General features: G+C 71.5%; 21 protein-coding genes and 1 tRNA gene. 8 read left to right on the top strand and 14 right to left on the bottom strand.

Features of this window, described 5'->3' with window-relative positions; genetic code table 11:
* Window positions 1-8: 8 nt before the first annotated feature.
* The 4 genes from M7D61_RS02710 to M7D61_RS02695 are packed head-to-tail and all read right to left on the bottom strand — an operon-like array spanning window position 9 to window position 4,602.
* A complete protein-coding gene (locus M7D61_RS02710) occupies window positions 9-2,030 on the bottom strand; it encodes a WYL domain-containing protein (protein WP_298227341.1) in 2,022 nt (673 codons plus the stop codon).
* Window positions 2,031-2,033: 3 nt separating this feature from the next.
* On the bottom strand, window positions 2,034-2,927 hold the full coding sequence (locus M7D61_RS02705) for a hypothetical protein (RefSeq protein WP_298227339.1): 894 nt from the start codon (window positions 2,925-2,927) through the stop codon (window positions 2,034-2,036).
* Window positions 2,928-2,968: 41 nt separating this feature from the next.
* Complete coding sequence (locus tag M7D61_RS02700; RefSeq protein WP_298227337.1) at window positions 2,969-3,961, bottom strand: tRNA (adenine-N1)-methyltransferase; 993 nt, start codon at window positions 3,959-3,961, stop codon at window positions 2,969-2,971.
* Window positions 3,958-4,602 (bottom strand): HAD family phosphatase, encoded by a 645-nt coding sequence (locus M7D61_RS02695; RefSeq protein ID WP_298227500.1) that lies wholly within the window; start codon window positions 4,600-4,602, stop codon window positions 3,958-3,960. The genes M7D61_RS02700 and M7D61_RS02695 overlap by 4 nt, the downstream gene beginning before the upstream one ends.
* Window positions 4,603-4,768: 166 nt before the next feature.
* Here M7D61_RS02695 and M7D61_RS02690 point away from each other — a divergent pair, with 166 nt between their 5' ends.
* Window positions 4,769-5,698 carry a PAC2 family protein gene (locus M7D61_RS02690; RefSeq protein WP_298227336.1) on the top strand — a complete coding sequence of 310 codons (930 nt, stop codon included), beginning with the start codon at window positions 4,769-4,771 and terminating at the stop codon, window positions 5,696-5,698.
* 67 nt (window positions 5,699-5,765) lie between these two features.
* Here the strand turns inward: M7D61_RS02690 and M7D61_RS02685 are convergent, their stop codons facing one another.
* From M7D61_RS02685 to M7D61_RS02675, 3 genes are all read right to left on the bottom strand, one after another.
* On the bottom strand, window positions 5,766-6,668 hold the full coding sequence (locus M7D61_RS02685; RefSeq protein WP_298227334.1) for a DUF559 domain-containing protein: 903 nt from the start codon (window positions 6,666-6,668) through the stop codon (window positions 5,766-5,768).
* 250 nt (window positions 6,669-6,918) lie between these two features.
* Window positions 6,919-8,211, bottom strand: a complete 1,293-nt coding sequence (gene mshC / locus M7D61_RS02680) for a cysteine--1-D-myo-inosityl 2-amino-2-deoxy-alpha-D-glucopyranoside ligase (RefSeq protein ID WP_298227332.1) — start codon at window positions 8,209-8,211, stop codon at window positions 6,919-6,921.
* Entirely contained in the window at window positions 8,211-9,539 is a 1,329-nt protein-coding gene (locus M7D61_RS02675) for a M20/M25/M40 family metallo-hydrolase (RefSeq protein WP_298227330.1), read from the bottom strand. Before M7D61_RS02675 ends, mshC begins: the two co-directional genes overlap by 1 nt.
* 67 nt (window positions 9,540-9,606) lie before the next feature.
* Here M7D61_RS02675 and M7D61_RS02670 point away from each other — a divergent pair.
* Together M7D61_RS02670 and M7D61_RS02665 are read left to right on the top strand one after the other, a co-directional pair.
* A tRNA-Leu gene (locus M7D61_RS02670) sits at window positions 9,607-9,691 on the top strand.
* Window positions 9,692-9,975: 284 nt separating this feature from the next.
* Complete coding sequence (locus M7D61_RS02665; RefSeq protein WP_298227327.1) at window positions 9,976-10,542, top strand: dienelactone hydrolase family protein; 567 nt, start codon at window positions 9,976-9,978, stop codon at window positions 10,540-10,542.
* A 4-nt stretch (window positions 10,543-10,546) separates the two neighbouring features.
* On the opposite strand, the gene M7D61_RS02660 is transcribed toward M7D61_RS02665, so the two are convergent.
* Window positions 10,547-11,383 carry an undecaprenyl-diphosphate phosphatase gene (locus M7D61_RS02660; protein WP_298227325.1) on the bottom strand — a complete coding sequence of 279 codons (837 nt, stop codon included), beginning with the start codon at window positions 11,381-11,383 and terminating at the stop codon, window positions 10,547-10,549.
* A gap of 58 nt (window positions 11,384-11,441) precedes the next feature.
* Entirely contained in the window at window positions 11,442-13,037 is a 1,596-nt protein-coding gene (locus M7D61_RS02655; protein ID WP_298227322.1) for a SulP family inorganic anion transporter, read from the bottom strand.
* A 107-nt stretch (window positions 13,038-13,144) separates the two neighbouring features.
* On the opposite strand from M7D61_RS02655, the gene M7D61_RS02650 reads away from it, so the two are divergent.
* The 3 genes from M7D61_RS02650 to M7D61_RS02640 are packed head-to-tail and all read left to right on the top strand — an operon-like array spanning window position 13,145 to window position 18,843.
* On the top strand, window positions 13,145-13,798 hold the full coding sequence (locus M7D61_RS02650) for a hypothetical protein (protein WP_298227320.1): 654 nt from the start codon (window positions 13,145-13,147) through the stop codon (window positions 13,796-13,798).
* Window positions 13,795-15,342 (top strand): DNA polymerase Y family protein, encoded by a 1,548-nt coding sequence (locus tag M7D61_RS02645; protein WP_298227318.1) that lies wholly within the window; start codon window positions 13,795-13,797, stop codon window positions 15,340-15,342. The genes M7D61_RS02650 and M7D61_RS02645 overlap by 4 nt, the downstream gene beginning before the upstream one ends.
* A gap of 42 nt (window positions 15,343-15,384) precedes the next feature.
* The gene (locus M7D61_RS02640; protein WP_298227316.1) at window positions 15,385-18,843 is read left to right on the top strand and encodes an error-prone DNA polymerase; all 3,459 of its coding nucleotides are present in this window, start codon (window positions 15,385-15,387) and stop codon (window positions 18,841-18,843) included.
* 52 nt (window positions 18,844-18,895) lie between these two features.
* Here the strand turns inward: M7D61_RS02640 and M7D61_RS02635 are convergent, their stop codons facing one another.
* The 3 genes from M7D61_RS02635 to M7D61_RS02625 all read right to left on the bottom strand — a co-directional run bounded on the left by M7D61_RS02635 (window position 18,896) and on the right by M7D61_RS02625 (window position 22,926).
* Window positions 18,896-20,725: a DEAD/DEAH box helicase gene (locus M7D61_RS02635; protein WP_298227314.1), complete on the bottom strand. Its 1,830-nt coding sequence runs from the start codon at window positions 20,723-20,725 to the stop codon at window positions 18,896-18,898.
* Between the two features lie 85 nt (window positions 20,726-20,810).
* Entirely contained in the window at window positions 20,811-22,082 is a 1,272-nt protein-coding gene (locus M7D61_RS02630) for a D-alanyl-D-alanine carboxypeptidase (protein WP_298227313.1), read from the bottom strand.
* Window positions 22,083-22,092: 10 nt separating this feature from the next.
* A complete protein-coding gene (locus M7D61_RS02625) occupies window positions 22,093-22,926 on the bottom strand; it encodes an RNA methyltransferase (RefSeq protein ID WP_298227311.1) in 834 nt (277 codons plus the stop codon).
* A gap of 55 nt (window positions 22,927-22,981) precedes the next feature.
* Between M7D61_RS02625 and M7D61_RS02620 the strand changes: the two genes are divergently transcribed.
* On the top strand, window positions 22,982-23,812 hold the full coding sequence (locus tag M7D61_RS02620) for a Sir2 family NAD-dependent protein deacetylase (RefSeq protein ID WP_298227308.1): 831 nt from the start codon (window positions 22,982-22,984) through the stop codon (window positions 23,810-23,812).
* Between the two features lie 9 nt (window positions 23,813-23,821).
* On the opposite strand, the gene M7D61_RS02615 is transcribed toward M7D61_RS02620, so the two are convergent.
* Both M7D61_RS02615 and M7D61_RS02610 read right to left on the bottom strand, forming a co-directional pair.
* Window positions 23,822-24,913 carry a glycosyltransferase family 1 protein gene (locus tag M7D61_RS02615; protein WP_298227306.1) on the bottom strand — a complete coding sequence of 364 codons (1,092 nt, stop codon included), beginning with the start codon at window positions 24,911-24,913 and terminating at the stop codon, window positions 23,822-23,824.
* A complete protein-coding gene (locus M7D61_RS02610; RefSeq protein WP_298227304.1) occupies window positions 24,910-25,833 on the bottom strand; it encodes an alpha/beta fold hydrolase in 924 nt (307 codons plus the stop codon). Before M7D61_RS02610 ends, M7D61_RS02615 begins: the two co-directional genes overlap by 4 nt.
* Window positions 25,834-25,882: 49 nt before the next feature.
* On the opposite strand from M7D61_RS02610, the gene M7D61_RS02605 reads away from it, so the two are divergent.
* Window positions 25,883-26,650: alpha-amylase family glycosyl hydrolase (locus tag M7D61_RS02605; protein WP_298227302.1), on the top strand; the 768-nt coding region annotated here is incomplete at its 3' end.

Genomic DNA, 26,650 nt, shown 5'->3' with positions numbered 1-26,650 from the left:
CCGCTGGGTCAGCGGGGCGCTTCGTAGGCGCGGATCGCAGCATCCGCCCAGGTGACGACCTCGTCGCGAGCCGCCTGCGGGCTCAGCACTTCGATGAGGCCGGCGTTGCCCGTGGCGATGCGCTTGAGGCCGTGGAAGTGGGCGACGCGGATGCCGGCCCGCAGCCAGCCGTCGCCGTCGGGGGTCGCGGGCACCGCGCCGAGATAGTCGGCCACGAACGGCAGCGCTGCCTCGGCGATGCGCAGCTCGACGGTGAGGTCGTCGGGCGAGGCCTCGAAGAGCGAATCCGGCAACGTCGCCTCGGCGGCGGAGTCGCCGATCGGTTCGCCGGTCGCGGTAAGACCGCTGATCCGGTCGAGCCGGAAGGTGCGGATGCCCTCGCGCAGGTGGCACCAGGCGCGCAGGTACCAGGTGTCATCGCTCGACTCGAGCCGCAGCGGGTCGACGGAGCGGTGCTCGCGGTTGCCTTCGCCGTCGAGGTAGTCGAACGCGAGCTGTGTTCGCTCGGCGATCGCGCGGCGGATCGCGGCGATGGTCGCGAGCGTCTCGTCGGACTCGGCGGCGGCGATGGCGACGGCCGCCGGCGCCCCCGTCGCGCCGCGTGCGAGCTTGGCCTTGAGTGCGTCGATCGCCGCCGAGTCGTTCTCGGGCAGCGCCTGCAACGACTGGAGGCCGGTGATGAGCACCGCCGCCTCGCGGGCCGAGAGCCGTGGCGAGTCGTCGATCGCGACGCCGTGGGTGAGCACGATGACGTCCTCGTCCTCGAACGCCTCCCAGTCGATGTCGAAGAGGTCGCCGGGATCATAGGCGCGCGTACTGCCGGGGACGCCGCTGACGGCGATGAGCTCGACGGCCCGTCGTACCTCGTCGACGTCGAGGTCGAAGTGCTCGGCGACCTCGGCGACGCTGACGACCTTGGTGACGATGAGATAGGGCACCAGCGAGAGGAGGAGGGTGAGCCGGTCTGGCGTGGCGCCCCGCTCCGCGCGGCGCTCCGGCGGACCGCCGCGCGATGCGGCGCCGCCGACAGGCGGCGGGCCCTGATCGACGGCGCTTTCGTGCAGCGTCCTCGCCGTGCGGAGCCGCTCGAGCACGGCATCCCGCAGCGCCGCCGGCTCCACGACGAGCGCCTCGGGGCCGTAGCCTGCGAGCTCGTCGGCGAGCACGTGGACATCGGCGTAGTGCAGCTCGAGTCGGGTCGCGCCCTCGGCGGTGCCGTAGCGGTGGCCGAGGCGGGCGGCGGCATCCGAGCCGGGCAGGACGTCGACGACCGCCTCGTTCGCGAGCCAGATGCCCTCGAGCTCTCGGAGGTAGCGCTGAGCCGCATCGGTCGGCGCTCGCGGCGCGGGCTGCTTCGTCAGCGTTACCGGGCCGACGATGCGCGAGAGCAGATAGGTGCGCTCGCCCCCGTCGGCGGCGCTGGTGCCGGTGAGGTACCAGCGGCCGCGGAACTGGTAGAGGGCGAGCGGCGCGATCGTGCGCTGCGCTGCCTCGGCCCCGCCGGGCCGCAGGTAGCGGAACTGCACGACGACGCCCTTCTCCAGCGCCTGCGACAGCGGGGCGAAGGCGCGGTCGTGCGTGCTCACCCGCGGCGCGTAGCCGAGAAGCGGGTCGTCGGGGGCGACGCCGAGCGAGCGCAGCTTGATGATGGCGCGGCGGGATTCCGCCGACAGCGACCCCTCCTTCCACACCTCGGCGGCCAGGGTGAGCAGGCCGAGCTCCTCCGGGCTGAACCGCACGTCCTGCGGCAGCTCGTAGGCGCGCTTCGGGATGAGGTAGCGGATGAGCTGGTTGTTGCCGGGCTCATCCCTGGGCTCGCGCGTCTCGAGGGGAATCCCCAGTTCGCGGATCTCGTCCTTGTCGCGCTCGAATTTGCGCTCGAGCGCGGAGTTGTCGCCGCCCTCGCGGTAGTCCTCGGAGTAGCCGTGGACCGACGAGAGGATTTCGGCCTTGGTCAGACCCCGGTCGGTCGCGACGAGCGCCAGCACGAGCGCGAAGAGGCGCTCGTCGACGGAGGCGCGAGCGGGCACGGGTCAGCTCTTGACGCCGAGCAGGTCGATGATGAAGACGACCGAGGTGCCGCTGTTGTCCGCAGCCGGGACGAGCACCACGACCTGCGACCCGATCCGCTGGCCGACGATCGCCTTGGTGAGGCCGTCGGTTCCCGTGAGCCCGATCGTGACGGGGGCGTTCTGGTTCCACGAGGTGCTCGTCACCGTCGGGGTGTTCCAGGTGATCGTCGAGTAGTGCACGACGACCGTGTCCTTGCTGGTGAGCACGGCGCCGTGGCCCGCGATGGAGTCGGCGGACTCGATCGTGGTCGGCGCGGGGGTGTCGGACGGGATGACGATCCCGGGCTGGCCGTTCGGGGCGAGCGTCACCGCCGGGAAGCCTGCGGGCAGGGTCGCCTTCGTGCCCCGGGCCCGTGTCAGCAGGTAGTTGGAGAGATCGGCGACGATGATCGCCGTCGAATCCGCCGCGGCGCCGAGCGTGCTCGCGCCCTCCGCGGCCGGGATCACGATCGCCACTCGTGAGCCCTCGGGGACGCAGCGTAGGGCGTCGGTGAGGCCCTGGCTCCGCAGCACGGAGACCGAGTCCGACGTCCACGTCGAGGGCGCGGCGATGAGCTTGCCCGTGCCGCCGTCGTAGATGTGGAGGTCGAGCTTGGCGTACTGCCCCGCCTGCAGCGGCGCGCCTGTTCCGGCGATGAGCGTCGTGCGCTCGGTCGTCGTCGCGGTCAGCGGCGACGGAACCTTGACGTCGAGCGCGGCCGCGCCGAAGTCGCCCGTCGCACTCACCGAGTCGGACGCCGGCCCGCTCGAGACCAGGCAGTTCGAGTCATTGCCGGATGCCGCGCACCCGGTGAGGGTGGCAGCGGCGAGCGCGACGAGGACGGCGGCGGAGATGAGGGACGGGGTTCTGCGCACGGGACGGCAGTCTATCGGCCGTACTTCTTCGCGGCGGCCGCTCAGTCCGCGGACGGGGCGGTCGAGCGCGAGCGATTCGCGAGGGCCTGGGCCTCGCGGGCCTTCTTCCGCAGCACCTTCGCGCTCTTGCCCTGCTCGCCGAGAGCATCCGGTGTCCAGGCCTCGACGTCCGCGTCGGTGCCCTCCGCCTTGCTGCCGCGCCGGGCCCTCGCCGGGAGCACGACCCCTGGGCCGAGGCGGCGGGCCGTGATGAGGAATCCGGTGTGCCCCACCATGCGGTGATCGGGGCGCACTGCGAGGCCGTCGAGGTGCCAGCCGCGCACCATCGTCTCGTCGGCGTCCGGCTCGGTGAAGAGCCCCGTCCGGCGGATCGCCTCGGCCACGCGGCTGAGCTGCGTCACGGTTGCGACGTAGGCGAGCACCACTCCCCCGGGCTTGAGGGCGGTCGCGGATGCCTCGAGCACCTCCCATGGCGCGAGCATGTCGAGCACCACGCGGTCGACGGATGCTGCCGCGACGGTCTCGCCGAGCACATCGGCGAGGTCGCCGAGGGTCACCGACCAGTTCGCAGGGCTCTCGCCGAAGAATCCGGCGACGTTGCCGGCCGCGATGTCGGCGAACTCCGCACGGCGCTCGACACTGTGGAGGCGCCCGGCCGGACCGACGGCGCGCAGCAGCCAGAGCGACAGCGCGCCGCTGCCCACACCCGCCTCGACGACCGTCGCGCCCGGGAAGATGTCGGCGCGGGCGAGGATCTGCGCGGCATCCTTCGGGTAGATGATGGCCGCCCCTCGCGGCATCGACATGACGAAGTCGCGCAGCAGCGGCCGCAGCGCCAGGTACTCGACGCCGCCGGAGTTGACGACCACCGAGCCGTCGGGCACGCCGATGATGTCGTCGTGGCGGATGTCGCCGCGGTGCGAGTGGAAGACCGCGCCCGGCTCGAGGGAGACGGTGTTCATCCGGCCCCTCGGGTCGGTGAGCTGGACGCGGTCGCCCGGGCGAAACGGGCCGGAGAGGACCGGGGCGGTCATCGGGCGGCGTCCCGGAACCGGCCGGAGGCGAGGGCCCTGATGTCGTCGACGGTGCGCCCGGCGAGGGTCGGCCACAGCGTGTGCTCGTCCGACTCGGGAAGCGGCACGAGGTGCGGCACCCCGATCGTCATCGCGCCGGACGCGACCGCGGCGGCGAGCCCCGTGAGGGAGTCCTCGATCGCGACGCACCGGGCGGCGTCTACCCCCAGCCGCGCGGCGGCGGTGAGGTACGCCTCGGGGTGCGGCTTGCCGTTCACCACCTCGTCGCCGGCGATGATCGCGTCGAAGGGTTCGAAAGGGATGTATGAGGCGATCTGCTCGGCCATCCGCCGGTACGACATCGTCACGAGCGCGGTCCTGACGCTTGCCTCGCGCAGCTCGCGCAGCAGCTCCTGGGCGCCGGGCCGCCACGGCACGCCGATCTCGGCGAGCTGCTGCTGCACCCGAGCGGTGAGCGCCGGAACGATCTCGTCGATCGAGAGGTCGACGCCGCGGCGCTGGAGCTGGCCGGCCGACCAGGAGAGCTCGCCGCCGACGAGGGTGAGCGCGTCGTCGTGCGTCCAGGTGCCGCCGAAGGAGTGCACAAGTTCGGTCTCGGCCGCCATCCAATACGGCTCGGTATCGACGAGCGTGCCGTCCATGTCCCACAGCACGGCGGCGGGGAGGGCTGTCACGGGGCCGAGTCTAGCGGGGCGTCCCGGTGCCATCCCGTGGGCGGATTCCCAGCCGCATTCCACGGCGGGGCGCACCGCGCGGCCTATTGTGTGAGGAGGACGGGCCGCCTCGGGAGCCCGGAAGGTTGGTGCAGTGGCAGATCGCAGCGAGGTCCTCGCCGGACGTATCCTCGTCGTCGCCTTCGAGGGTTGGAATGACGCCGGCGAAGCTGCGAGCGGTGCCGTGCGGACATTGAAGGACGTCCTTGACGTCGTGCCGCTGCACGAGATCGACCCCGAGCTCTACTACGACTACCAGTTCACTCGTCCCGTGAGTTCGTTCGACGACGACGGCCGCCGGATCCTCTCCTGGCCGGGCGCCGCGTTCTACGGCCCGCGCTCGCCGGGGCACGGTCCGAAGGTGCCGCACAGCATGGCCGAGGACGCCGAGATGCAGGTGAGCGGGCACAACGAGTCCAACATCTATCTGGTGCTCGGCACCGAACCGTCGCGCACCTGGAAGGCGTTCGCCGCCGAGATCATGGACGCCGCGCTCGCCGCCGACATCGGCACGATCGTCTTCCTCGGGTCGATGCTCGCCGATGTGCCGCACACCCGGCCCATCACCGTCTTCGCGGCCTCGGACAACCCGCTGGTGCGCCGCCAGCTCGACATCGAGCGCTCGACCTACGAAGGTCCCACGGGCATCCTCGGGGTGCTCGGGGATGCCGCGGAGCAGCTCGGAATCCCCACGATCTCGATCTGGGCCTCGGTGCCGCACTACGTGCACAACGCCCCGTCTCCCAAGGCGATGCTGGCCCTCATCGACAAGCTCGAGGAGCTCGTCGACGTGACGATCCCGCGCGGCGATCTCGTCGCCGAGTCGGCGGCGTGGGAATCCGGTATCGACGCACTCGCGGCGGACGACGAGGACATGGCGGCCTACATCGAGCAGCTCGAGGAGCAGCGGGACACCGTCGAGTCGCCCGAGGCGTCCGGCGAGGCGATCGCGAAGGAGTTCGAGCGCTACCTGCGCCACCGCGAGAAGCCAGGCGACGGCGGGCCGGTCACGGGTCAGGGGTAGGCCGGGCCGGGAGCCCGAGGTCTGGGCGTGCGTGCGCTCGGGCTGAGATCCGGAGGACATGCCGTGGCTACCAGCCTTTGCGTCGGCGTGTCGGCCGGGACTCAGCCCGAAGGTCGACCGCCGGGCTGCGCGCGCCGCCCTGCTCCGACGCGAGCATCAGCTCGATGACGGAGAGCACGGCATCCCAGTCATGATCGACCTGACCAGGGTCGACTCTCAGCACCCGGATTCCCCAGGACCGGGTTGCCAGGTCGCGCCGCCGATCCTCGGCGACCGAGTTCTCGTGGGTCTTCCCGTCGGTTTCCACGGCGAGGACCCCGTCGACGAGGTTGTCGACGTGCCCGACTCCGGGGATGAGCGCCTGAGGCTCGACCCGATGCCCGAGTCGAGTGAGACGCAGGCGAACGAGCGTCTCGTATCCTGACTGCGCGCGGAATTCGGTGTCCACCTCACCCAGCACCGAGGCCAGCCGCCGAGGAGCGGCTGCGATCACCATGAGTGCCTGATCCGCGCTGATCGCCTTGAGGCGCACTGCGGACTCGATAGCGGCGACCACGTCGTCTGGTGGGAGGCATCCCATCGCCTGACGGAGCGCCTCTGGAACCGATACCCACAGGCGGTCATGGCTGGGAAACGACTCGCCGGCCCAGTGGGCCACGGCGTATCGGGCTGCTTCGCGCATCCGCTGAGTGCGGCGCGAGGTCCCTTGTGCATAGCGCAGGTGGGTTCCACGGGATGCCCCGGTCCAGATTCCGGCGGCGCGCAAGACCGTGATGCAGTCGAGCCTGGCCGCGCAGTTCAACGCGTAGCGCTCGTCCTCTGTGAGATGGGCGCAGCAGAGCAATCCTCTGCGGATGCGGATGATCCTTCGGTCACCGGACAGCGCAGCGACGGCGCCCCGCGAATATCCGGCAGTGATGAGCTGGGCGGTGGTGGCGACGTGGCTGAGGGCGCAGAGGGGCGAGTTCACCGCCGGAGGATTGGGCCGAGGTCCTTGCGGGCCTGCTCGCCCGCCGCGTTCCTGTGCGTTCTGCCTCCGACACTGGACTGTGGAGGGGAAGGGCAAAGGGCTCCGAGCTCAGGGCCTCCGCACTCTGCCGGTCGACGTGCGTGCGCTCGGGCTGAGATCCGGGCGCCTCGCCGCAGCTCGGTGTGCGCAATCCGGAGTGTCTCGCCGTCTCTCAGCCGGAGCGCGCCGAGGTCGCGCCCTCGGCGCGACGCTAGGCGAGGCGGATGCCGAGCAGCGCGTCGACCGCGGCGACGAGGTCGCTCGTCAGGGTGCCGGTCTGCGCGGCGGCGTCGACGACGGCGAGGGCGGCAGGGGTGTCGAGGTCGACGTGCAGGGCGGCGCGGACGGCGGCGAGCGGTGCAGACTCCGCGGGCACGCCCCCGTGGCCTCCCCCGGTCGCCTTCGGCGGCCGGTCGGCCGGCGGAGTCGCGGAATCCACTGCGGCACGCCACCGGGCGAGGCGCGTCTGCGCGTCGACGAGGGCGGAATCCGTCCACTCCCAGTCGTCGCGGTAGTGGCGGGCGAGGAGGGCGAGCCGGATGGCCCCGGGGTCGACTCCGGCATCCCGCAGCGCCGAGACGAGCACCAGGTTGCCCAGCGACTTGCTCATCTTCTCGCCGCGGTACGCCACCATGCCGGCGTGCACGTAGGCACGGGCGTGCGGCCGGCCGGTGAGCGCCGCGGCGGTGCCCGCTCCTAGGTCGTGGTGCGGGAAGAGCAGGTCGGAGCCGCCCCCCTGCACGGTGATCGGGGCGCCGAGCTCGCGCGCGGCGATGACGGAGCATTCGATGTGCCAGCCGGGTCGCCCGGCGCCGACCGGCGAGGGCCAGGACGGCTCGCCGGGTCGCGCATGCCGCCACAGCAGTGCATCGAGCGCATCGCGCTTCCCGGCGCGGCCGGGGTCGCCGCCGCGCTCGCCGAAGAGGCGCAGCATCCCTGCCCGGTCGAGGTGGCTCTCTTCGCCCGCCGCCCAGGCGGTCGCGGCCTCCGCGGCGGCCGTGTCGAAATAGATGTCGGCGGGCCCGCCGGGCGCCTCCGCGACCGGGTAGGCGAGGCCGCGGGCGACGAGATCGGCGACGGCAGCCGCGATCGGGTCGATGACCTCGGTGACCGCGACGTAGGCGTCCGGCGGGATGACGGCGAGCGCGGCCATGTCGAGTCGGAACCGCTCCACCTCGCGTGCGGCGAGGTCGCGCCAGTCCTCCCCCGTCGCGCTCGCGCGCTCGAGGAGCGGGTCGTCGACGTCGGTGACGTTCTGGGCGTAGCGGACGGCGAATCCGGCATCCCGCCACACCCGCTGCAGCGTGTCGAAGGCGAGATAGGTCGCGGCGTGGCCGAGATGGGTGGCGTCGTACGGCGTGATGCCGCACACGTACAGCGTGACGGGCTCGCCGGGCGCGGCCGGGCCGAGCTCGACGAGCGCGCGCTCCTGGTCGTCGTAGACGAGCGGCGCGGTGGAGCGGCCGGGCAGCTCGGGGAGCCGCGGTGCGGGCCAGGAGCGCATCAGTAGGTCGTCAGCAGGTCGGCGAGCACCGATCGGCCGAAGACCAGCGCGTCGAGCGGCACCCGCTCGTCGACGCCGTGGAACATGCCCGGGAAGTCGAGGTGCGCGGGCAGGCGCAGCGGGGCGAATCCGTAGCCCCTGATGCCGAGCCGGGCGAGCGCCTTGTTGTCGGTGCCGCCCGACATGAGGTACGGCAGCACCGGCGCGCCCGGGTCGTGCCGGCCGAGGGCCGCGACGCAGGCGTCGACGAGGGCGCCGTCGAAGGGGTGCTCCATGCCGATGTCCTGGTGCAGCACCTCGATCTCGACGTCGTCGCCCGCGACCGCCTGGAGCAGGTCGAGCACCTCGGCCTCGTACCCCGGCAGCGGGCGGATGTCGACGAGCGCCTCCGCCTTCTCCGGGATGACATTGTGCTTGTAGCCCGCGGTGAGCCCGGTCGGGTTCGCGGTGTGGCGGAGGGTGGCGAGGATGAATCCGGATGCCGAGCCCGTGCGCAGCACCACCTCGTCCGGCCCGACCTGCTCGGGGTCGACCTCGAGCAGGGCCGCGAGCTCGCGGACGAGCTCGGCCGTCGTGCCGGTGAGCTGCACCGGGAAGTCGAGGGCGCCGATCGCGGCGACGGCGCGTGCCAGCGTCACGACGGCGTTCTCGGGCGCCAGCCGCGAGCCGTGCCCGGCCGGCCCGTGTGCGGTCAGCCGGGCCCAGATCAGGGCCTTCTCACCGGTCTGCAGCAGGTAGGCGCGCCTGCCGCCGACGTCGATGGAGTAGCCGCCGACCTCGCCGATCGCCTCGGTGGCGCCGGCGAAGAGCTCGGGGCGCTCGCGCACGAGGATGTGGGAGCCGAGGCGTCCGCCGTCCTCCTCGTCGGAGAAGAACGCGATGACGAGGTCTCGCTCGGGGCCGCCGGCGGCGAGGACATCCCCCAGGGCGGTGAGGATCATCGCGTCGGTGTTCTTCATGTCGACGGCGCCGCGGCCCCACAGCATCCCGTCCTTGATGACGCCCGCGAAGGGGTCGACGCTCCACTGCGCCGGGTCGGCGGGGACGACGTCGGTGTGCCCGTGGACGACGAGTGCCGGCTTCGCGGCATCGCGGCCGGGAACGCGCGCGACGACGCTGGTGCGGCGCGGGGCCGCGTCGACGAGCTCGGGGTTCAGCCCCAGGCCGACCAGGTACCCCTCGATGTACTCGGCCGCCTCGGCCTCGCCGTTGGAGCGGCCTTCGCCGAAGTTCGACGTGTCGATGCGGATGAGATCGGCTGCGATCCGCGCGGTCTCGTCGAGGGGTCCGTCAGGCGATCCGTCAAACTCGGGGGCGTCTGGGCTCATGCTGCCCAACCTACCGGCTCGTGATAATGTCGTTCCTCGGCGCCGCTGCGGCGGACGCCTCGTGCACGCGCGGGTGGCGGAATTGGCAGACGCGCTAGCTTGAGGTGCTAGTGACCGTATAGGTCGTGGGGGTTCAAGTCCCCTCTCGCGCACGATTCAGAAATGACCCCTGATCAGGAATTTTGTTCCTGATCTTGGGGGTCGTTCTGGTTTCTGTGCCGGGGCGTGCGCTGGGGCTCTCCGGGGTGTGCCGGGAAGCGGTCTGCTGCGCGCTGGATTGCGGGACTCCGCTTCGTTTCAGCGCTCGTCCACCTCGCGGCGGTGCGCGGCCCGCACGACCGTGACACCTAGTTCCACTGCGTGCACATCTGGTGCGACGGGGTGCCTCTCGGTTCCGGGCCGTTCTCCTCTCAGCGGATGCCCATAGCGTTGCGCCATGGCCGACATCGTGCTCTTCCATCACGCCGGCGGGCTCACCCGCGGCGTCATCGCGTTCGCCGACCGGCTGCGCGCCGCCGGGCACAGCGTCGAGACCCCCGACGTCTTCGGCGGCTACACCTTCGACGACATCGAGGACGGCATGCGCTACGCCGGTGAGCTCGGCGACGAGGAGCTCGCCGAGCGCGCGTTCGAGGCGGTGTCGACGCTGCCGGCGGGCCTGGTGTACGTCGGGATGTCGCTGGGCTGCGCTCTCGCCGCGCAGGTGCTCCTCACCCGCGGCGATGCGCAGGGCGCGGTGTTCCTCTACGGTGCGGTGGCGCCCGGCTGGTTCGGCGAAGACTGGCCGGACGGGGTGCCCGCGCAGAGCCATCAGACCGAGTACGACCCGCGGCGCGAAGTCGAGGTCGACACGGCGATGGAGTACGAGATCCCGGGCGCCGAGATGTATCTCTACCCCGGCTCAGGGCACCTCTTCGCCGAGGCCGGGCACGAGGACTACGATCCCGAGGCCGCGCAACTCGCCCTCAATCGCATCCTGCGGTTTCTCGAGGCGATCGCGTAGCGGCTCAGACCGCCGTGATGACGCCGGTCGCGAGCAGCACCCCGACGACGACTGCGGCACCGACGCGGTACCAGATGAAGACGCTGATCGGGTGCTTCTGCACGTAGCGCAGCAGCCATGCGATCGACAGGTACGCCACGACGAGGCTCACGATCGTCGCGATCGCGGTGCCGCCCCAGCCGAAATAGCTGCTCGAGACGTCCGACGCGCTCGTCAGCGCCTCGAAGCCGCCCGCTGCGACGAGCGCCGGAATGGACAGCAGGAACGAGATCCGCGTCGCGGCGACGCGGTCGAGGCCGCGGAAGAGGCCCGCGCTGATCGTCGCGCCCGAGCGGGACACGCCGGGGATGAGCGAGAAGCACTGCACGAGGCCGATGACGACGGCATCCACCCAGTTCATCTGCTGCTCGCCGCGCTGCCTCGTCGCCACCCGCTCGGCGAACCACATCACGGCGCTCCACACGATGAGCGCCACCACGACGACCCAGAGATTGCGCAGCGGCCCCGAGATGACGTGCCGGAGCGCGAAGCCGATGACGCCCACCGGGATCGTGCCGATGATGACGAACCACGCCTCGCGGTAGCTCTGGTCGCGCTTCGCCGGGTTGGCGAGCCCGCGGAAGAAGGCCGCGACGAGACGGACGATGTCGCGCCAGAAGTAGATGATGACGGCGATGATCGCCCCGACCTGGATGATCGCGGTGAACGCCGTGATGCCGGGGGCCGCGACGTCGAGGCCGAAGAGCTTCTCGACGATCGTGAGGTGCCCGGTCGACGAGACCGGGAGGAACTCGGTGACGCCTTCGATGATGCCGAGGACGAGAGCGACGATGAAGTTCACGCGGGGATTCCTTTCGGAGGCCGCCGGAAGGGCGGCTCAAAGAGGACGGTAACAGCGCTCACGGGCTGAGCTCGGCAATCGCCCGGGCGTTGCTCTCGAACACCTTCGCCGAGCCGAGCAGACCGTAGTGCTCGAGCTCGATGCGGAGCGCCGCGCGGGCGCGGGAGTAGTCGGTGGCGACACCCAGCGACCGGGCCCAGCTGATCGCCTCGCGGGCCACGAGCGCGCCGGTCGCGTCGAATCCCGTGATCGCCTCGCAGTCGATGACGAGGTGCCCGAGGCCCGCCGGTCGGGCGGCGGTGACGGCACGGTGGATGCCGCGCTCGAAGGCGTCCCCCGTCGCCGAGGTGACCGGGCCGGCGAAGCGCACGATGACGATACCGGGCGCCGACACCGTGCGGCCGGCCTGCGTCTCGCGGAGGCTCGCACGCGGACGGTCGTCGCCGTCGACGAGGTCGGACTGCGGGCTCGCGGCAGTGCGCAGCACGCCAAGCAGGCTCATGCCGACGGCGACCGCGATGCCGATGAGGGCGCCGAACGCGATCGTCGCGGCGAAGGCGAGTGCGGCGACGAGGAAGTCGAGCTTGCGCACTCCCCAGAGCCGGGTGAACTCGCTGGGGCGCGTGAGAGGGGCGAGCGCCAGCAGCACGATCGCAGCCATCGTCGGGAGCGGGACGGTTCCGAGGAGCGAGGCTCCGAAGGTGACGAAGGCGAGGACGAGGACGGCGGAGACGACGCCGGGAAGCTGCGAGGACGCGCCCGCCTGGGTGAGGCGTCGGCTGCGCTCGGGCGAGACGCCGACCGCGAAGCCCCCCGTGATGCCGGCGGCGAAGTCGGCGGCGGCGAAGCCGAAGGGGCTGCGGTGCTGGCGGTCGACGAAGCCCGTCTCGGAGACCGTGACGAGTGCGATGGCGATCGCGCTCGGGATGAGCTCGAGCCAGGAGCCCCATGGGATCACCGGCCAGGAGAACGGCGGCGTCGCGGCCTGGATCTGAGGCGCGAGGGCGATGCCGTGGCCGCGCAGGCCGAAGACCTGGAACGCGGTCGTGCTCGCAGCGAGGACGAGGATCTCCCAGGGGAGGAACTTCGTGATGCGGTGGCCGATCGCGATTACTGCGAGACCGAGCACGCCGAAGGCGACCGCCCACCACTGCACCGCCCCGAGACCCGCGCCGACCTGGGAGACGAGTTGCGGTGTGCCGAGCGGCGCATCGACCGGAATGCCGAGGATGCCCGCCGCCTGGCGGATGACGAGGCCGAGCACCGCCGCCGAGGCCACGCCGAGCATCGCCGGGCGCGACAGCGCCGCCTGCACGAAGCCGAGGCGGAGCATCGCGATGAGGGCGAGGGCGAGCGCGGCGAGCAGTGCCTGCGCGGTGGCGAGCTGCACCCCGGACGCGCCCGAGGCGAGCGGCAGCGACGAGGCCGCAATGGCTGTGACCACAGGGGCCGGACCCACGACGAGCCGCCCGCTGGTGGCGAGCAGCGCGAACAGCACGGCGGGGACGATGAGCGCGTAGAGCCCCGTCGTCGGCGGCAGGCCGGCGGCCTCAGCGTAGGCGACCGCGAGCGGCACCGAGACCACGGCGAGCGTGACGCCCGAGAACGCCTCGCGCCGCCAGACCTGTCGGGTGAGGCCTGCGAAGATCGCCATGCCGACCATACTGCCGCGCGGCGCGGACCGATCGCCGCCGTGTTCGAGCCGATGTCGGCGGGGGACTTGACACTGTAGAACATGTGTTCGATTATGACGGGATGCCAATGACATCGGCATTCGAACTCCTCCCTGTGGAGAGAGCCGCCGCCGACCTCGAGCGGGTGCGCGAGCTGAACGCGCGCGTCCGTTCCCTGCAGCGCATCACGCTCGCGGGCTCCGCCGTCGAGGGCTCCCCCGTGCTGCCGACGCTGCCGGATCTCCAGACCCTGCTGCCCGGCGGGGGCTTGCAGCCCGGCGGCGTCTACAGCGTCATCGGGTCGACGAGCCTGCTCATGGGGCTGCTCGCCGGGCCCAGCGCGGCAGGGCTGTGGTGCGCGGTCGTCGGCGTGCCGTGGTTCGGCGCGGAAGCGGCATCCCGTCTCGGCATCGACCTCTCGCGGCTCGTGCTCGTGCCCTCCCCCGGCTCCGCGTGGCTTGCGGTCGTCGCTGCCCTCGCCGACGCGCTGCGGGTCGTCGCGGTGCGGCCGGCCTCGCGGGTGAGTGAGACGGACGCTGCGCGGCTGCGCGCCCGGCTGCGCCAGCATGATGCCGCGCTCATCGCCTTCGGCGAGTGGCCTGGGGCGACCGCGCGGCTGTCCGTCGCGCACAGCGCATGGCAGGGCATGGGGCAGGGTCACGGGTATCCGCGCGAGCGCGTCGTCACCGTGCGCGCCGAGGTGCGCGGTGTCGCCCGGCAGGGCGAGTGGGCGGTCGCATGAACGAGCTGACGCGTTCGATGGTGCTGTGGTGCCCGGACTGGCCGGTGCGCGCCCATGCGCTGCAGCATCCCGAGCTCGACGGGGACGCCCCGCTCGCACTCATCGACAAGGGCGAGGTGTTCGCCTGCTCGGCCGCGGCCCGCGCCGCCGGGGTCGCACGCGGCCTCAGGGTGCGCGAAGCGCAGGCGCGCTGCCCTGCTCTGGCGGTCGTCGCCTATGACGCCGCCCTCGACGCGCGGCTCTTCGAGCCGGTGCTCGCCGCGATCGAGCAGCTCGTGCCCGGGGTGCAGCCGATCCGGCCCGGCCTGTTCGCGCTGCGCACCCGGGGGCCTGCCCGGTACTACGGCGGCGAGCAGCCCCTCGCCGCGACCCTCATCGCCGCGCTCGGCAGCGTCGGTGTCCCGGATGCGCGCGCCGGAGCGGCAGACGGCCCGTTCGCAGCCCAGCTCGCCGTCCAGGCGACGTCGGCGGAGTCCGCCGTGCTCCTCGTGCCACCGGGGAGCACATCCGAATTCCTCGCCGGGCAGAGCGTCGAGGCGGTCGGCGACGTCGGGTTCGCCGAGCTGTGCCGCCGACTCGGCCTCTCGACGCTGGGGTCTCTCGCCGGCTTCGGAGAGGACGAGCTGGCGACCCGCTTCGGCGCATTGGGCCTCAGGGTCCACGCCCTCGTGACCGGGCGCGACGCGGAGACGGTGGTGTCGCGTCCGGCCGCGGCGCAGCTCGAGCGGTCGATCGCCTTCGACGACGGCGTCGACCGCGTCGATCAGCTCGCGTTCGCCATTCGCGCCACTGCCGATGAGGTCGTCGCCGCGCTCATCGCGGCCCATCTGGTCTGCACGGCGGTCACGGTGACCATGGAGACAGAGGGCGAGACGAGCGTGCGCACCTGGCTGCATCCGCGCTGGTTCACCGCCGCCGATCTCGTCGACCGGGTGCGCTGGCAGCTTCACGGGGTCGGCGGGGCGCTCGGCCTGTCCTCCCCGGTGCTGCGCGTCACCCTCACTCCTGAGAGCGTCGACTCCGTCCACCATCACGAGGAGGGGCTGTGGGGCGATGCGCCCGACGAGCGGGTGCACCACGCCCTCTCGCGGGTGCAGAGCATGCTCGGCCACGAGGGCGTTGTCACCGCGCGCGTCGGTGGTGGTCGGCTGCTCGACGAGCGCGAGGTGCTCGTGCCCTGGGGCGATCCGGTTCCGGCCGAGATCGCGGGGGCCGCGAAGGGGCCGTGGCCGGGGGCGCTTCCCGACCCGCTGCCTGCGACAGTGTTCCGGCAACGGCTGGCGGTCTCGGTGGCGGACTCCTCGGGTGAGCCGGTGCTGATGGACGGGTCCGGCGCCCTCACCGGCGATCCGGCTGTGCTTGTCGTCGGGGCGATCACGGCGGTCGTCATCGCCTGGGCCGGCCCGTGGCCGGTCATCGAGCGGTGGTGGGACGCCGCTGCTGCTCGCGGGGTGCAGCGGCTCAGTCTCATCGACGAGGTCGGAACCGCCTGGCTGCTCGTGTTCGAGGGCGGCGCGTGGGCGGCGGAGGCGCGGTATGACTAGGTGCGATCGACCAGCGGTCGTGTCCGGAAGGCGGCGATTCTGATGGGGTTCTCCAATCCGCCGATCCCGTGGTCGGAACTCGAGCGCACGCTCTCGGACCGGGACGCGTCGGGCTCGCGCGAACCAGAGCGCCCGTCGGGTCGGAAGCGCCGCCGCGAGCTGCCCGATCCCCCTCTCGTCGCGCTCGGCGATCTCCGCGACGATCTCGTCACGCCCTATGCGGAGTTGCACGCTCACTCCAGTTTCAGCTTCCTCGACGGGGCGAGCGACCCGGCCCGACTCGTCGCCGAGGCGGCACGGCTGCGCCTGGCCGGCCTCGCCATCACCGATCACGACGGCCTCTACGGCGTCGTCCGGATGGCCGAGGCGGCGGAGGTCTATTCGACAGAGCTGAAGACGGTCTTCGGCGCCGAGCTGTCGCTCGGACTCGGCGCCCCGCAGAGCGGCATCGCGGACCCCGAAGGGAGCCACCTGCTCGTCCTCGCCCGGGGGGCGGAGGGATACCACGCCCTCGCCGCCGCTCTCACCGAGGCTCAGCTCGCCGGCGATGCCGAGAAGGGGAGGCCGGAATACTCGCTCGAGAGGCTCGCCGAGCGGGGGCGCGGCCGCTGGACGGTCCTCACCGGGTGCCGCAAGGGCGCAGTGCGGCAGGCGCTCACCGTTCCGGGCGTCGACCGCGGGTCGGCCGCGGCCGCGGCGGGTCGGGAACTCGACCGATTGATCGACCTGTTCGGGCGCGAGAACGTGCTCGTCGAGCTCTACGACCATGGCGAGGCGCTCGCGAGCACCTGGAACGACGCGCTGGCCGGACTCGCGGCATCCCGGCATCTCGCGGTCGTCGCCACGGGCAACGTGCACTACGCCACGCCGGCGCAGCGGCCGCTCGCCGACGCGGTGGCCGCGGTGCGTGCCCGGCGCAGCCTCGACGAACTGGACCCGTGGCTGCCGGCGGGGTCGGCTCATCTGCGCAGCGGCGCCGAGATGGCTGCGCTGTTCCGCCGCTACCCCGGGGCGGTCGAGCGCACTGTCGACGTCGCCGCCGAGCTCGCCTTCTCGCTGCGGAAGGCCCGGCCCGGCCTGCCGATGCTCGATGTGCCGGCGGGCCACACGCCCATGAGCCGTCTGCGCGAGCTCGTCGAACAGGGCATCCGTGAGAAATATGCGCAGGAGAGGCGGCCCGGCCTCCTCTCCGAGGTGCGCGTGCGGATGGAGAGCGAGCTGAAGGTCATCGAGAACAAGGACTTCCCCGGTTATTTCCTCATCGTGCACGATATTGTGCAATTTGCTAGAAGGAGGGGGATCCTCTGCCAGGGCCGCGGCTCGGCGGCGAACTCAGCGGTGTGCTACGTACTCGGCATCACCTCCGTCGATCCGATCTTCTATCGGCTGCCGTTCGAGCGGTTCCTCTCCTCCTTGCGCCCGGAGGAGCCCGACATCGACGTCGACTTCGAGGCAGGGCGCCGCGAGGAGGTGATCCAGTACGTCTATGGGAAGTACGGCCGCGACAGGGCCGCCCAGGTCGCCACGGTCATCAGCTACCAGCCCAAGGCCGCCGTGCGCGACATGGCAAAGGCCCTCGGCCACTCCCCCGGCCAGCAGGACGCCTGGAGCAAGCGCTTCGAGCGCTCCCGAGGGCTGCAGGCCGGCGATTCCGCCGACATCCCGAGTCCCGTGCTCGAACTGGCCGAGCAGCTCAGGAAGGCGCCCCGGCACCTCGGCATCCACTCCGGCGGGATGGTGCTCACCCGGCAGCCCGTCGGCGAGGTCTGCCCCATCGAGCATGCGCGCATGGTCGACCGCACGGTGCTGCAATGGGACAAGGACGACTGCGAGTGGATGGGGCTGGTCAAGTTCGATCTGCTCGGCCTCGGCATGCTCTCGGCCATCCACCAGGTCTTCGACCAGGTCGGCTCGCTCGGGGAGAGCTGGACCATCGAGACGATCCCGCGCGAGGAGCCGGCGGTCTACGACATGCTCTGCCGTGCGGATGCGATCGGCGTGTTCCAGGTCGAGAGCAGGGCGCAACTCGCGACGCTTCCCCGACTCAAGCCGCGGCGCTTCTACGACCTGGTCGTCGAGGTCGCGCTCATCCGGCCCGGGCCGATCCAGGGCGGCGCGGTGCACCCGTATATCCGGCGCCGCGCCGGGGAGGAGAAGGTGACCTACCAGCACCCTGCGCTGGAGCCCGTGCTCAAGCGCACCTACGGTGTTCCGCTCTTCCAGGAGCAGGTCATGCAGATGGCGGTCGCCGTCGGCGGCTGCAGCCCGGAGGACGCCGACCTGCTGCGCCGCTCGATGGGCTCGAAGCGCGGTCAGGAGCGCATCGAGACGCTGCAGGAGAAGCTCTTCGCCGGCATGGCCGCGAACGGCATCACGGAAGCCGATGCCCAGAGCATCTACGGCAAGATCAAGGCCTTCGCCGACTTCGGCTTCGCCGAGAGCCATGCTCTGAGCTTCGCGGTGCTCGTCTACGCGAGCTCGTGGCTCAAGCTGCACTACCCGGCTGCCTTCCTCGCCGGTCTGCTGCGCTCCCAGCCGATGGGCTTCTACTCCTCGCAGACCCTGGTGGCCGACGCGGTCCGCCACGGGGTCGAGGTGCGGCAGGTCGACATCGCACGCTCCGAGGCGGACGCCGCGCTCGAGCCGATCGCGCCCGCGCGCACAGGCCCGACCGGGCGGGCCTCCTGCCTGCAGCACACCACGACGCGCAGCGGCGACCCCGACGACCTCGACGAAGCGGACGAGTTCGACCCCTCCGCTCCCGACGGCTCCGCAGAGCACCGGCGCGACGGCGCCTCTGCGGTGAGGCTCGGCCTCGCCCAGGTGCGCGCGATCGGGTCGGAGCTGGCTGCGCGGATCGTCGCCGAGCGCGAGGCATCCGGGTCCTACCGCGATCAGTACGACCTGGCCGAGCGAGTGGGGCTGAGCACCCTGCAGCTGGAATCCCTTGCGGCCGCGGGCGCCTTTGAGTCATTCGGAAAGTCGCGCCGCGAAGCCATCTGGATCGCGGGGAGCGCCTCTCGGGTGCACCGTGATCACCTTCCGGGAAGCCATCTCGTGGTGCAGCCCCCGCTGCTGCCCGCTCTCGGCCCCGCCGACCGGCTCGCCTACGACATGTGGGCCACCGGGGTCTCCCCCGACGACCATCCTCTCCGGCACGAGCGCGTTCGGCTTGCGAGCAGCGGGGTGCTCACCGCGGTCCAGCTTGCGACCCACGAACCGGGGCGGCGGGTGAGCATCGGCGGCGTCGTCACTCATCGGCAGCACCCCACGACCGCCGGGGGGATCACGTTCCTCAATCTCGAGGACGAGACAGGGCTGACCAATGTGGTGGTCGCGCGGGGGGTGTGGCAGAAGTACCGCCGGGTGGCCCGCGAGTCGAGCGCGCTGGTGGTACGCGGCATCCTCCAGCGCTCCCCCGAGGGGGTGATCAGCGTCGTCGCCGACCGGATCGATCCGCTGCCGATCGCGGTGCGGACCACGTCGCGCGACTTCCGCTGAGGGCGCCGATCCGAGGGATCGCCAGAGGCGGCCTCATCGCCGAAAGCGGGGCTCAGATATGCCCCAGCTGCTTCCGCAGCAGCTGGATGCGCGCCTCGAGCTGCGTCACGCTCGCCTGGGCGACAGCCGGCCCACCGCACCGGCGCCGCAGCTCGGCGTGGATGAGTCCATGGGCCTCGCCGGAGTTGCGGGCGTACAGCCCGACGAGCGAGTTGAGCAGGGTGCGCTGCTCCTTGAGGGTGCGGTAGAGGGGCAGCGGCTTCGCCGGGCTCCCGGACCTGGCCTCCCCGCCTGTCGGCGGCGCCGACTCGCGCGACGATCCGCTGGATCGTCGCTGCCGAGCGAGTTGCCGTTGCTGGCGATGCGCGAGCAGCTCGTGCACCTGCTCGGGTTCGAGGATGCCGGGCAGGCCGATGAAGTCCCACTCCTCGTCGCTGCCCGGTTCGGCGAATGCGCCGAAGTCGCGCCCGTCGTAGACGACGCGGTCGAAGGCGGCGGCCGACGACACCGCCTCGAAGGCGAACTCGTCGGCCAGCGTCTCGGAGGCGCGCTCCTCGCGCTGCGCCGATTCGAGCAGGGAATCGTCGAGGCCGTCCTCGACGGCGGAATCCCGGTCGAGCGCGTGGTCGCGCTCCAGTTCCAGCGCAGCGGCGAGGGCCACGAGCTGCGGCACGTCGGGCAGGAACACCGATGCGGTCTCGCCGCGGCGGCGGGCGCGCACGAAGCGCCCGATCGCCTGGGCGAAGAACAACGGCGTCGACGAGTTCGTCGCATAGACGCCGACGGCGAGGCGCGGCACATCGACGCCCTCCGACACCATGCGCACCGCGACCATCCAGCGCTCGTTGCCGCCCGCGAAGGCGGCGATGCGCTCCGATGCCGTCTTCTCGTCGCTGAGCACCACCACGGGCTCCTGCCCGGTGATTCCGCGGAGGATCGCGGCATACGCCCTCGCCTGCTCGCGATCCGTCGCGATGACGAGGCCTCCGGCATCCGGAATCGACTCGCGCACCTCGGTGAGTCGGCGATCGGCGGCCGTCAGTACCGCCGGGATCCATTCCCCCTTCGGGTCGAGCGCGGTGCGCCACGCCTGGGCTGTCACATCGCGCGTGTTGCCCTCGCCGAGGCGCGCCTCCATCTGCTCGCCCGACCGGGTGCGCCAGCGGGCGTGGCCGGCGTACACCATGAAGAGCACCGGGCGCACGACGCCGTCGGCCAGCGCCCTGCCGTACCCGTAGTCGTAGTCGGTACGGGATCGGCGGATGCCGTCCTCGCCGCGTTCGTAGCTGACGAACGGGATCGGCGCGGTGTCGGAGCGGAACGGCGTTCCCGTCAGCGACAGGCGGCGCGTCGCGCGCTCGAACGCCTCGCGCGTCGCGTCGCCCCAGGACAGCGCATCGCCGCCGTGGTGCACCTCGTCGAGGACGACGAGCGTGCGATGCTCTGCGACGAGGTCGGCGAACACCTGCGGCTTGACGGCCACTTGCGCATACGTCACCGCGATGCCGCGGAAGTGCCGGCCGAAGCGGCGGGACGCGGTGCGGAACGCCGGATCGAGGTGCAGGCCCACCCGGTCGGCGGCCTCCGCCCACTGCCGCTTGAGATGCTCGGTCGGGGTGACGACGATGATGCGATCGATCTCGTGCCGGTGCACGAGCTCGATCGCCAGGCGCAACGCGAACGTCGTCTTGCCGGCGCCCGGGGTGGCCGAGGCGAGGAAGTCGTGCGGCTCGGCGGTGAAGTACCGCTCGAGAGCCTCCTCCTGCCAGGCGCGCAGCTTGCTCGCGGTGCCCCAGGGGGCGCGCAGCGGCCAGGCGGGCGAGAGATCGGCGGCGGCGTACCCGGCGCGGCCGGGCGGCTCTGCGGCCGCGAACACAGACATTCCTTCGAGCGTAACGTCACAGTACGGCGAGGATGTGGACCCGAAGCGGCCGAGGCTCGAGCCGATCGGCGATGAGGCTTCGTGCTCAGAACCAGTCCCACGGGTGGCTGAGCCGCCAGCCGTAGTCCGGGCCGTAGACGGTCGTCGTCGTCGCGAGCGGGACGGATACCGAATGCGCGCCGCCGTCGAAGGTCACCGTGCCGACGGTCGAGCCCGCCGCCGTGCCCGGCCGCAGCCGGCCGACGTCGAGCACGGCCGTCACCGGGGCATCCCCGTACACCTGAACCGTCGCCGCTTTCTGCGCCACGACAGGCGTCGACGCACCCCACGCGGTCGTGAGGGTGCCGAGCGCCGTCGTGCCGGCGCCCGTGGGGTCGAGGGTCTGATACCCGGCGGCGATGCTCGCGACGAGCCTCGGCACGTACTTCTTGAGATCGTCGTAGGACCTGAGGTCGAGCACGACGCCGACGATCGTGCGCGCCTGACCGTAGATCTTCACCGAGGCCGAGAACAGCAGGCAGTAGCCGGCCTGGTCGGTGTGACCGGTCTTGATGCCGTCGACGCCGCCGACGCCGAGCGCGGTGTTGGTGTTGTCCATCGTGCCGAGGGCCGCGAGGGTGAAGTGCTTCTTCGCCACAATCGGCGCCAAGGTCGGGTCCGCGGCGACGAGCTTCCCGAGGGCGACAAGGTCGCCCGCGTCGCTCACCGAACCGGAATCCAGCCCGGAGGCGTCGGCGAGATGGGTGTCGGCCAGGCCCTGTGCAGCCAGCCAGGCGTTCGCCGCCGTGAGGTACGCCGGAACTGAGCCGTACGCCCAGGTCGCGAGCGAGATGGCGTAGTTGTTGGCGCTCGGCACGAGCATGACGTTGAGCGCGTCGAGCTCGGTCATCGACAGCCCCGCCCAGATGTTCTGCCAGGCGCCGTACTCGGCCTCGACCTGGTGGAGGATCGCGACGTCCTTCTTCGTGAAGGTGATGAGCGGCCCGGTCTCACCGGCGGCGATGGGCTTCGCCTTGAGCACCATGAGCGCGGTGATCGTCTTCGTGATCGAGGCGATGGGCACCGTCTTGCGCGCGCCGCGCTGGGCGATGAGGCCGTTCTGGCCGACGATTCCGATGGCCGCTTCGCCGTAGGGCGGCCAGGCGGGTGCGGCGGCCTTTCCCTTCGCGACGGCGGTCGCGGCGGCGGATGGCGTGAACGCGGCGGCCTTGAGCGGCGCGGCCGCCCCCATGACGACGTAGACCAGCCCCAGCACGATGAGGGCCGTCGTCCCGAACACGAGCCAGCGGCGGCGCGCGTAGATGCGGCGCCGCCGCGCATCGCGCAGGTGCCTCAGCGCGCGTTCCTCAGCGGTCATCCTCCGATGCTCAGCGACGAAGCGCCCACATCGCGACAGCACTCGCCGCAGCGACGTTAAGTGAGTCGACGCCGTGCAGCATCGGGATGGTGACGGTCGTATCGGCGACGGCGAGGGCGCGCCGCCCCAGGCCGTCGCCTTCGGCCCCGAGCACGAGGGCGACGCGCTCCGGCGGCGCGGCGGCGAAGACGTCCAGCGCGACGGCGTCGTCGGCCAGCGCCAGCGCCGCGATGTGGAACCCGGCCGCGTGCAGTTCGTCGGCGGCATCCGGCCACTCCGGCAACCGTGTCCACGGCACTTGCAGCACCGTACCCATGCTCACCCGCACGCTGCGGCGGTAGAGCGGGTCGGCGCAGGTCGGTGTGACGAGCACCGCATCGGCTCCGAGCCCCGCCGCCGAGCGGAAGATCGCGCCGACATTGGTGTGGTCGACGAGTCCATCGAGGATGATGACACGCCGGGCGCCTGCCAGCACCGCTGCGACGGCGGGCAGCTCCGGCCGGTGCATCGCCGCCATCGCGCCGCGGTGGAGGTGGAATCCGGTGAGCCGCTGGAGCACGGCGTCGGGTCCGGTGTAAACGGGGAAGTCGTCGGGCAAGGGCGCAGAGTGCGTATTCTGCGCGTGACGCGCCAGAAGCGCCTCTGCCTCGGCGACCCACTGCTCGGGCACGAGCATCGAACGCGGGACGTGCCCTGCTTCGAGGGCGCGTTCGATGACCTTCGTCGACTCGGCGAGGTAGAGCCCGCCCGCCGGCTCGAGCACACGCCGCAGCGCGACGTCGGTGAGCGACGTGTAATCGGCGAGCATCGGGTCGTCGAGGGTCTCGATCTGCCGCAGCTGCACGAAACAAGCCTGCATCATGCGCCGTTTACACTCGCAATCGAGGAGGAGGTGCGCGATGACGGTCACGACCTCCGAGGCTGCCGTCCTCGTCGACCAGGCGGCCGAAGCGCTCGCTGGTCGCACCATCGCCGTCCTCACCGGTGCAGGCGTGTCGACGGATTCTGGCATCCCCGACTACCGCGGCGTCGGCGCCCCCCAACGAACCCCCATGACGATCGCGCAGTTCCTCGGCTCCGAGCGCGCCCGAAAGCGCTACTGGGCCGGCTCGCACCTCGGCTGGGCGCTCTTCGGCGCAGCGCAGCCCAATGCGGGGCATTTCGCGCTCGCCGACCTCGAGCGCCGGGGCGTCGCCAGCGGTGTCATCACGCAGAACGTCGACGGGTTGCATCTGCGTGCCGGCTCGTCGGTCGTGGTCCCCCTCCACGGCGCCATGGACCGCGTCCTCTGCCTGAGCTGCGGGCAGGTCTTCGCCCGCGCCGACATCGCCCAGCGCATCGACGAGCTCAATCCGCAGCTCCGGCAGCCCGACGCGGTCATGCTCAACCCGGATGGCGATGTCGACGTCGCGGACGTCGACGGCTTCCTCGTGCCGGCATGCACGGTCTGCGGCGGCTGGCTCAAACCCGATGTCGTGTTCTTCGGCGAGTTCGTGCCGCCCGACCGCTTCGCCGAGGCCCGCGCGCTGGTGCACTCGGCCGAGGCGCTGCTCGTCGCGGGCTCGTCGCTGGTCGTCAACACCGGCATCCGCCTCATCGAGCAGGCGCGTCGCCGCAAGCTGCCCATCGTCATCGTCAACCGCGGCGCGACCAAGGGCGACTCGTCCGCGGCCGTGAAGATCGATGGCGGCACGACGCAGACGCTGACCGCTCTCGCCGAACGCCTCTGACATCGACGCCTATGGGGTGGGCCCGGCGACGGTGTCGATCGCGGCCTTGAGGGCCGACGCGCTCGCCGCCCACGAATACCTCGCCGCGTGCCGGATCGAGGCGTCCGAGCGCGAGTGCCACTCGTAGACGTCCTCGAGCGAGCGGATTCCCCGCGCCACGTCCGAGGCCGATGCCGGGTCGACGAACACCGCGGCATCCCCTCCGACCTCGCGGAAGATGGGGATGTCGCTCGCGACGACGGGCGTGCCGACGCGCATCGCCTCGACGACGGGGATGCCGAAGCCCTCGTCCCACGACGTCGTGACGAGCGCTGTCGCCCGGGCCAGCCAGCCGTAGTATTCGGCGTCGGAGGCTCCGTCGTGGAAGACGAGCCGCATCGCGGCATCCGGTGTCACCAGAGCTCGCAACCGCGCCTTCTCCGCGTCGGATGCCGCAGACATGAAGTGGATCTCGTAGCCGTCGAGGTGCTCGGCGGCACGCACGAGGGTGTCGATGTTCTTATACGGCAGGAACTGGCCCATGTGGACGACCGCTCGGGGCGAGCGGTCGGGCTGATAGGCGCCGGCGCGCACGCTGGGGGGCAGCTCCCCCGGCGCATTCCCCACCACGAACACCGGACGCTTCGTCAGGCGGTGCGCCGAGATCAGAACTCGCGTCGTCTCCGACACGGTGACGACGGCGTCCGCCCCGTTCAAGAGCCTCCGCTGCGGCCACCACGCCAGGTGGTAGAGCCGCCAGGCGAGACGCACGTACCAGGGCAGGTCGCTCGGCGGCGTCCGATGCCGGTAGTAGATGAGGTCGTGCACGGTGAGGATCAACCGGTAGCGCCGCCCCTGCGAGCCCATCGTCTGCATGGGCGAGAACACGACGTCGGGTTCGAGCCGGTTGATCTCGCGGGCGATCCAGGGCTCCCGGGGCGAGGTCGGCGACGAGACGAGGTGCCACGGCACCGCCGGCAGCGACGCGAGCTGGCGCTCGTCCGAGACGAGCAGCTCCACCGGCATCAGCCGGGCCAGTTCGGCGACCAGCGACGCCGAGTAGCGCGAGATCCCGTCGTGGCGCCCCACCCTCACGTATCTGCAGTCGAACAGCAGCCTCATGCGGTGGCCTCGTCGCCCACGAACCGGGTCACGAGGTCGGCGGCGATGAGCGGCGTCTCGTAGTGCACGAGGTGTCCGACGCCCTCGATGACCTCGAGGCGCGCGTTGGGGAAGAGCGTCGCGAGCCGGCGCTGCGCGCTGAGCGGGGTGACGTCGTCCTGCGCTGCCGCGATGAGCAGGGTCGGTGCGGTGACGGAGGCCGCGAACTCGCTGACGTCGTGCGACACCGACGCCCGGAACGCTTCGAGCAGCTGGGTCCGGTTCGCGAACGCCGAGAAGTAGGTGTCGTGCTGCTCGTGGATCCAGGCGCGCAGTTGCGGGTCATGGGTCTTCGCCATGGCGACGCTCATCCCCCGCACGATGACGCGCGAGCGCAGCCACGCCTGACCGAGCCGCTCGGGCAGGACCCGGCCGAGCCAGTAGTAGAACACGGCGAGGGCGGTGCCGAGGGCGCGCGGGCCGTGCAGCGCGTTCTGACCGATGGGGTTGATGAGCACGACGTGGCCGGGTTCCGGCACCACCAGGCCGTTCGCCAGCGCCGCGGCGACGATGATCGACCCGAACGAGTGGCCGAGGATCGTCACCGGGCCCTCGGCGCCGAGCGCCGAGACGAACTCGCCCAGCCAGGCTGCGTATCCGGCGATGTCGTGGGCGCGGTCCTCGAAGGGCGCCGAGGCGCCGAAACCGGGCAGGTCGGGGGCGATGACGTGGCGGCCGCCGAGTGAGGCGATGATCGCCTCGAGCCCGTGGTGGTCGCCGCGGAATCCGTGGATCGCGACGATCGTCCCGACCGCGCTCGCCGCCCCGTACTCCCAGTACGCGCAGTCGACGCCGGCCACAACAGTGTGGCGCTCGCGCCCCGGAACGCTCGCGAGCGCCTCCGCGTACGGCGAGATATCGACCGTGCTGTGCCCCGTCATGCCGAGGTCATTCTATGGCGCGGCAGGGTCGCCTCCTTAGGCTGGCGACGTGACCTTCACCGCGCCGATCACCCTGCCCGGCCTCGCCCTCGATGTGCAGTGGTACCGGCGGGCGGTGTTCTACGAGGTGCTCGTGCGCTCCTTCGCGGATTCCAACGGCGACGGCATCGGCGACCTGCCCGGTCTCATCGGCAAGCTCGACTACCTGCAGTGGCTGGGGATCGACGCGCTGTGGCTGCCGCCGATCTTCCCCTCGCCCGGCCGCGACGGCGGCTACGACGTGTCCGACTACGCGGGCATCGCCGCCGAGTACGGCACCCTCGACGACTTTCGCGATCTGGTTCGCCAGGCGCACCAGCGCAACATGCGCATCATCATCGACCTGCCGCTCAACCACACTTCGGATCAGCACGCCTGGTTCCAGGCAGCCCGCGCCGAACCGGACGGGCCGTTCGGCGACTTCTACGTCTGGTCGGACGACGACGAGCGCTGGCCCGACATCCGCATCATCTTCTCCGACACCGAGACCTCGAACTGGGCCTTCGACGAGAAGCGCCGCCAGTACTACTTCCACCGCTTCTTCAGCCACCAGCCCGACCTCAACTACAACTCCCCCGCTGTCCACCACGCCGTGCACGAGGTGGTGCGGTTCTGGCTCGACCTGGGCGTCGACGGATTCCGGCTGGACGCCATCCCGTACCTCTACGAGTCCGACGAGGGCAACGGCGAGGGCGAGCCGCAGACGCACGAGTTCCTGCGGCAGTTGAGGCGCATGGTCGACCGCGACTATCCGGGGCGCGTCATGCTCGCCGAGGCG

Source organism: Gryllotalpicola sp. (genome assembly GCF_027352875.1).
In the GTDB taxonomy this organism is placed as follows: domain Bacteria; phylum Actinomycetota; class Actinomycetes; order Actinomycetales; family Microbacteriaceae; genus Gryllotalpicola.
Note: the sequence above shows the minus strand (reverse complement) of the source record. Positions and strands in the feature narration are given on the sequence as shown.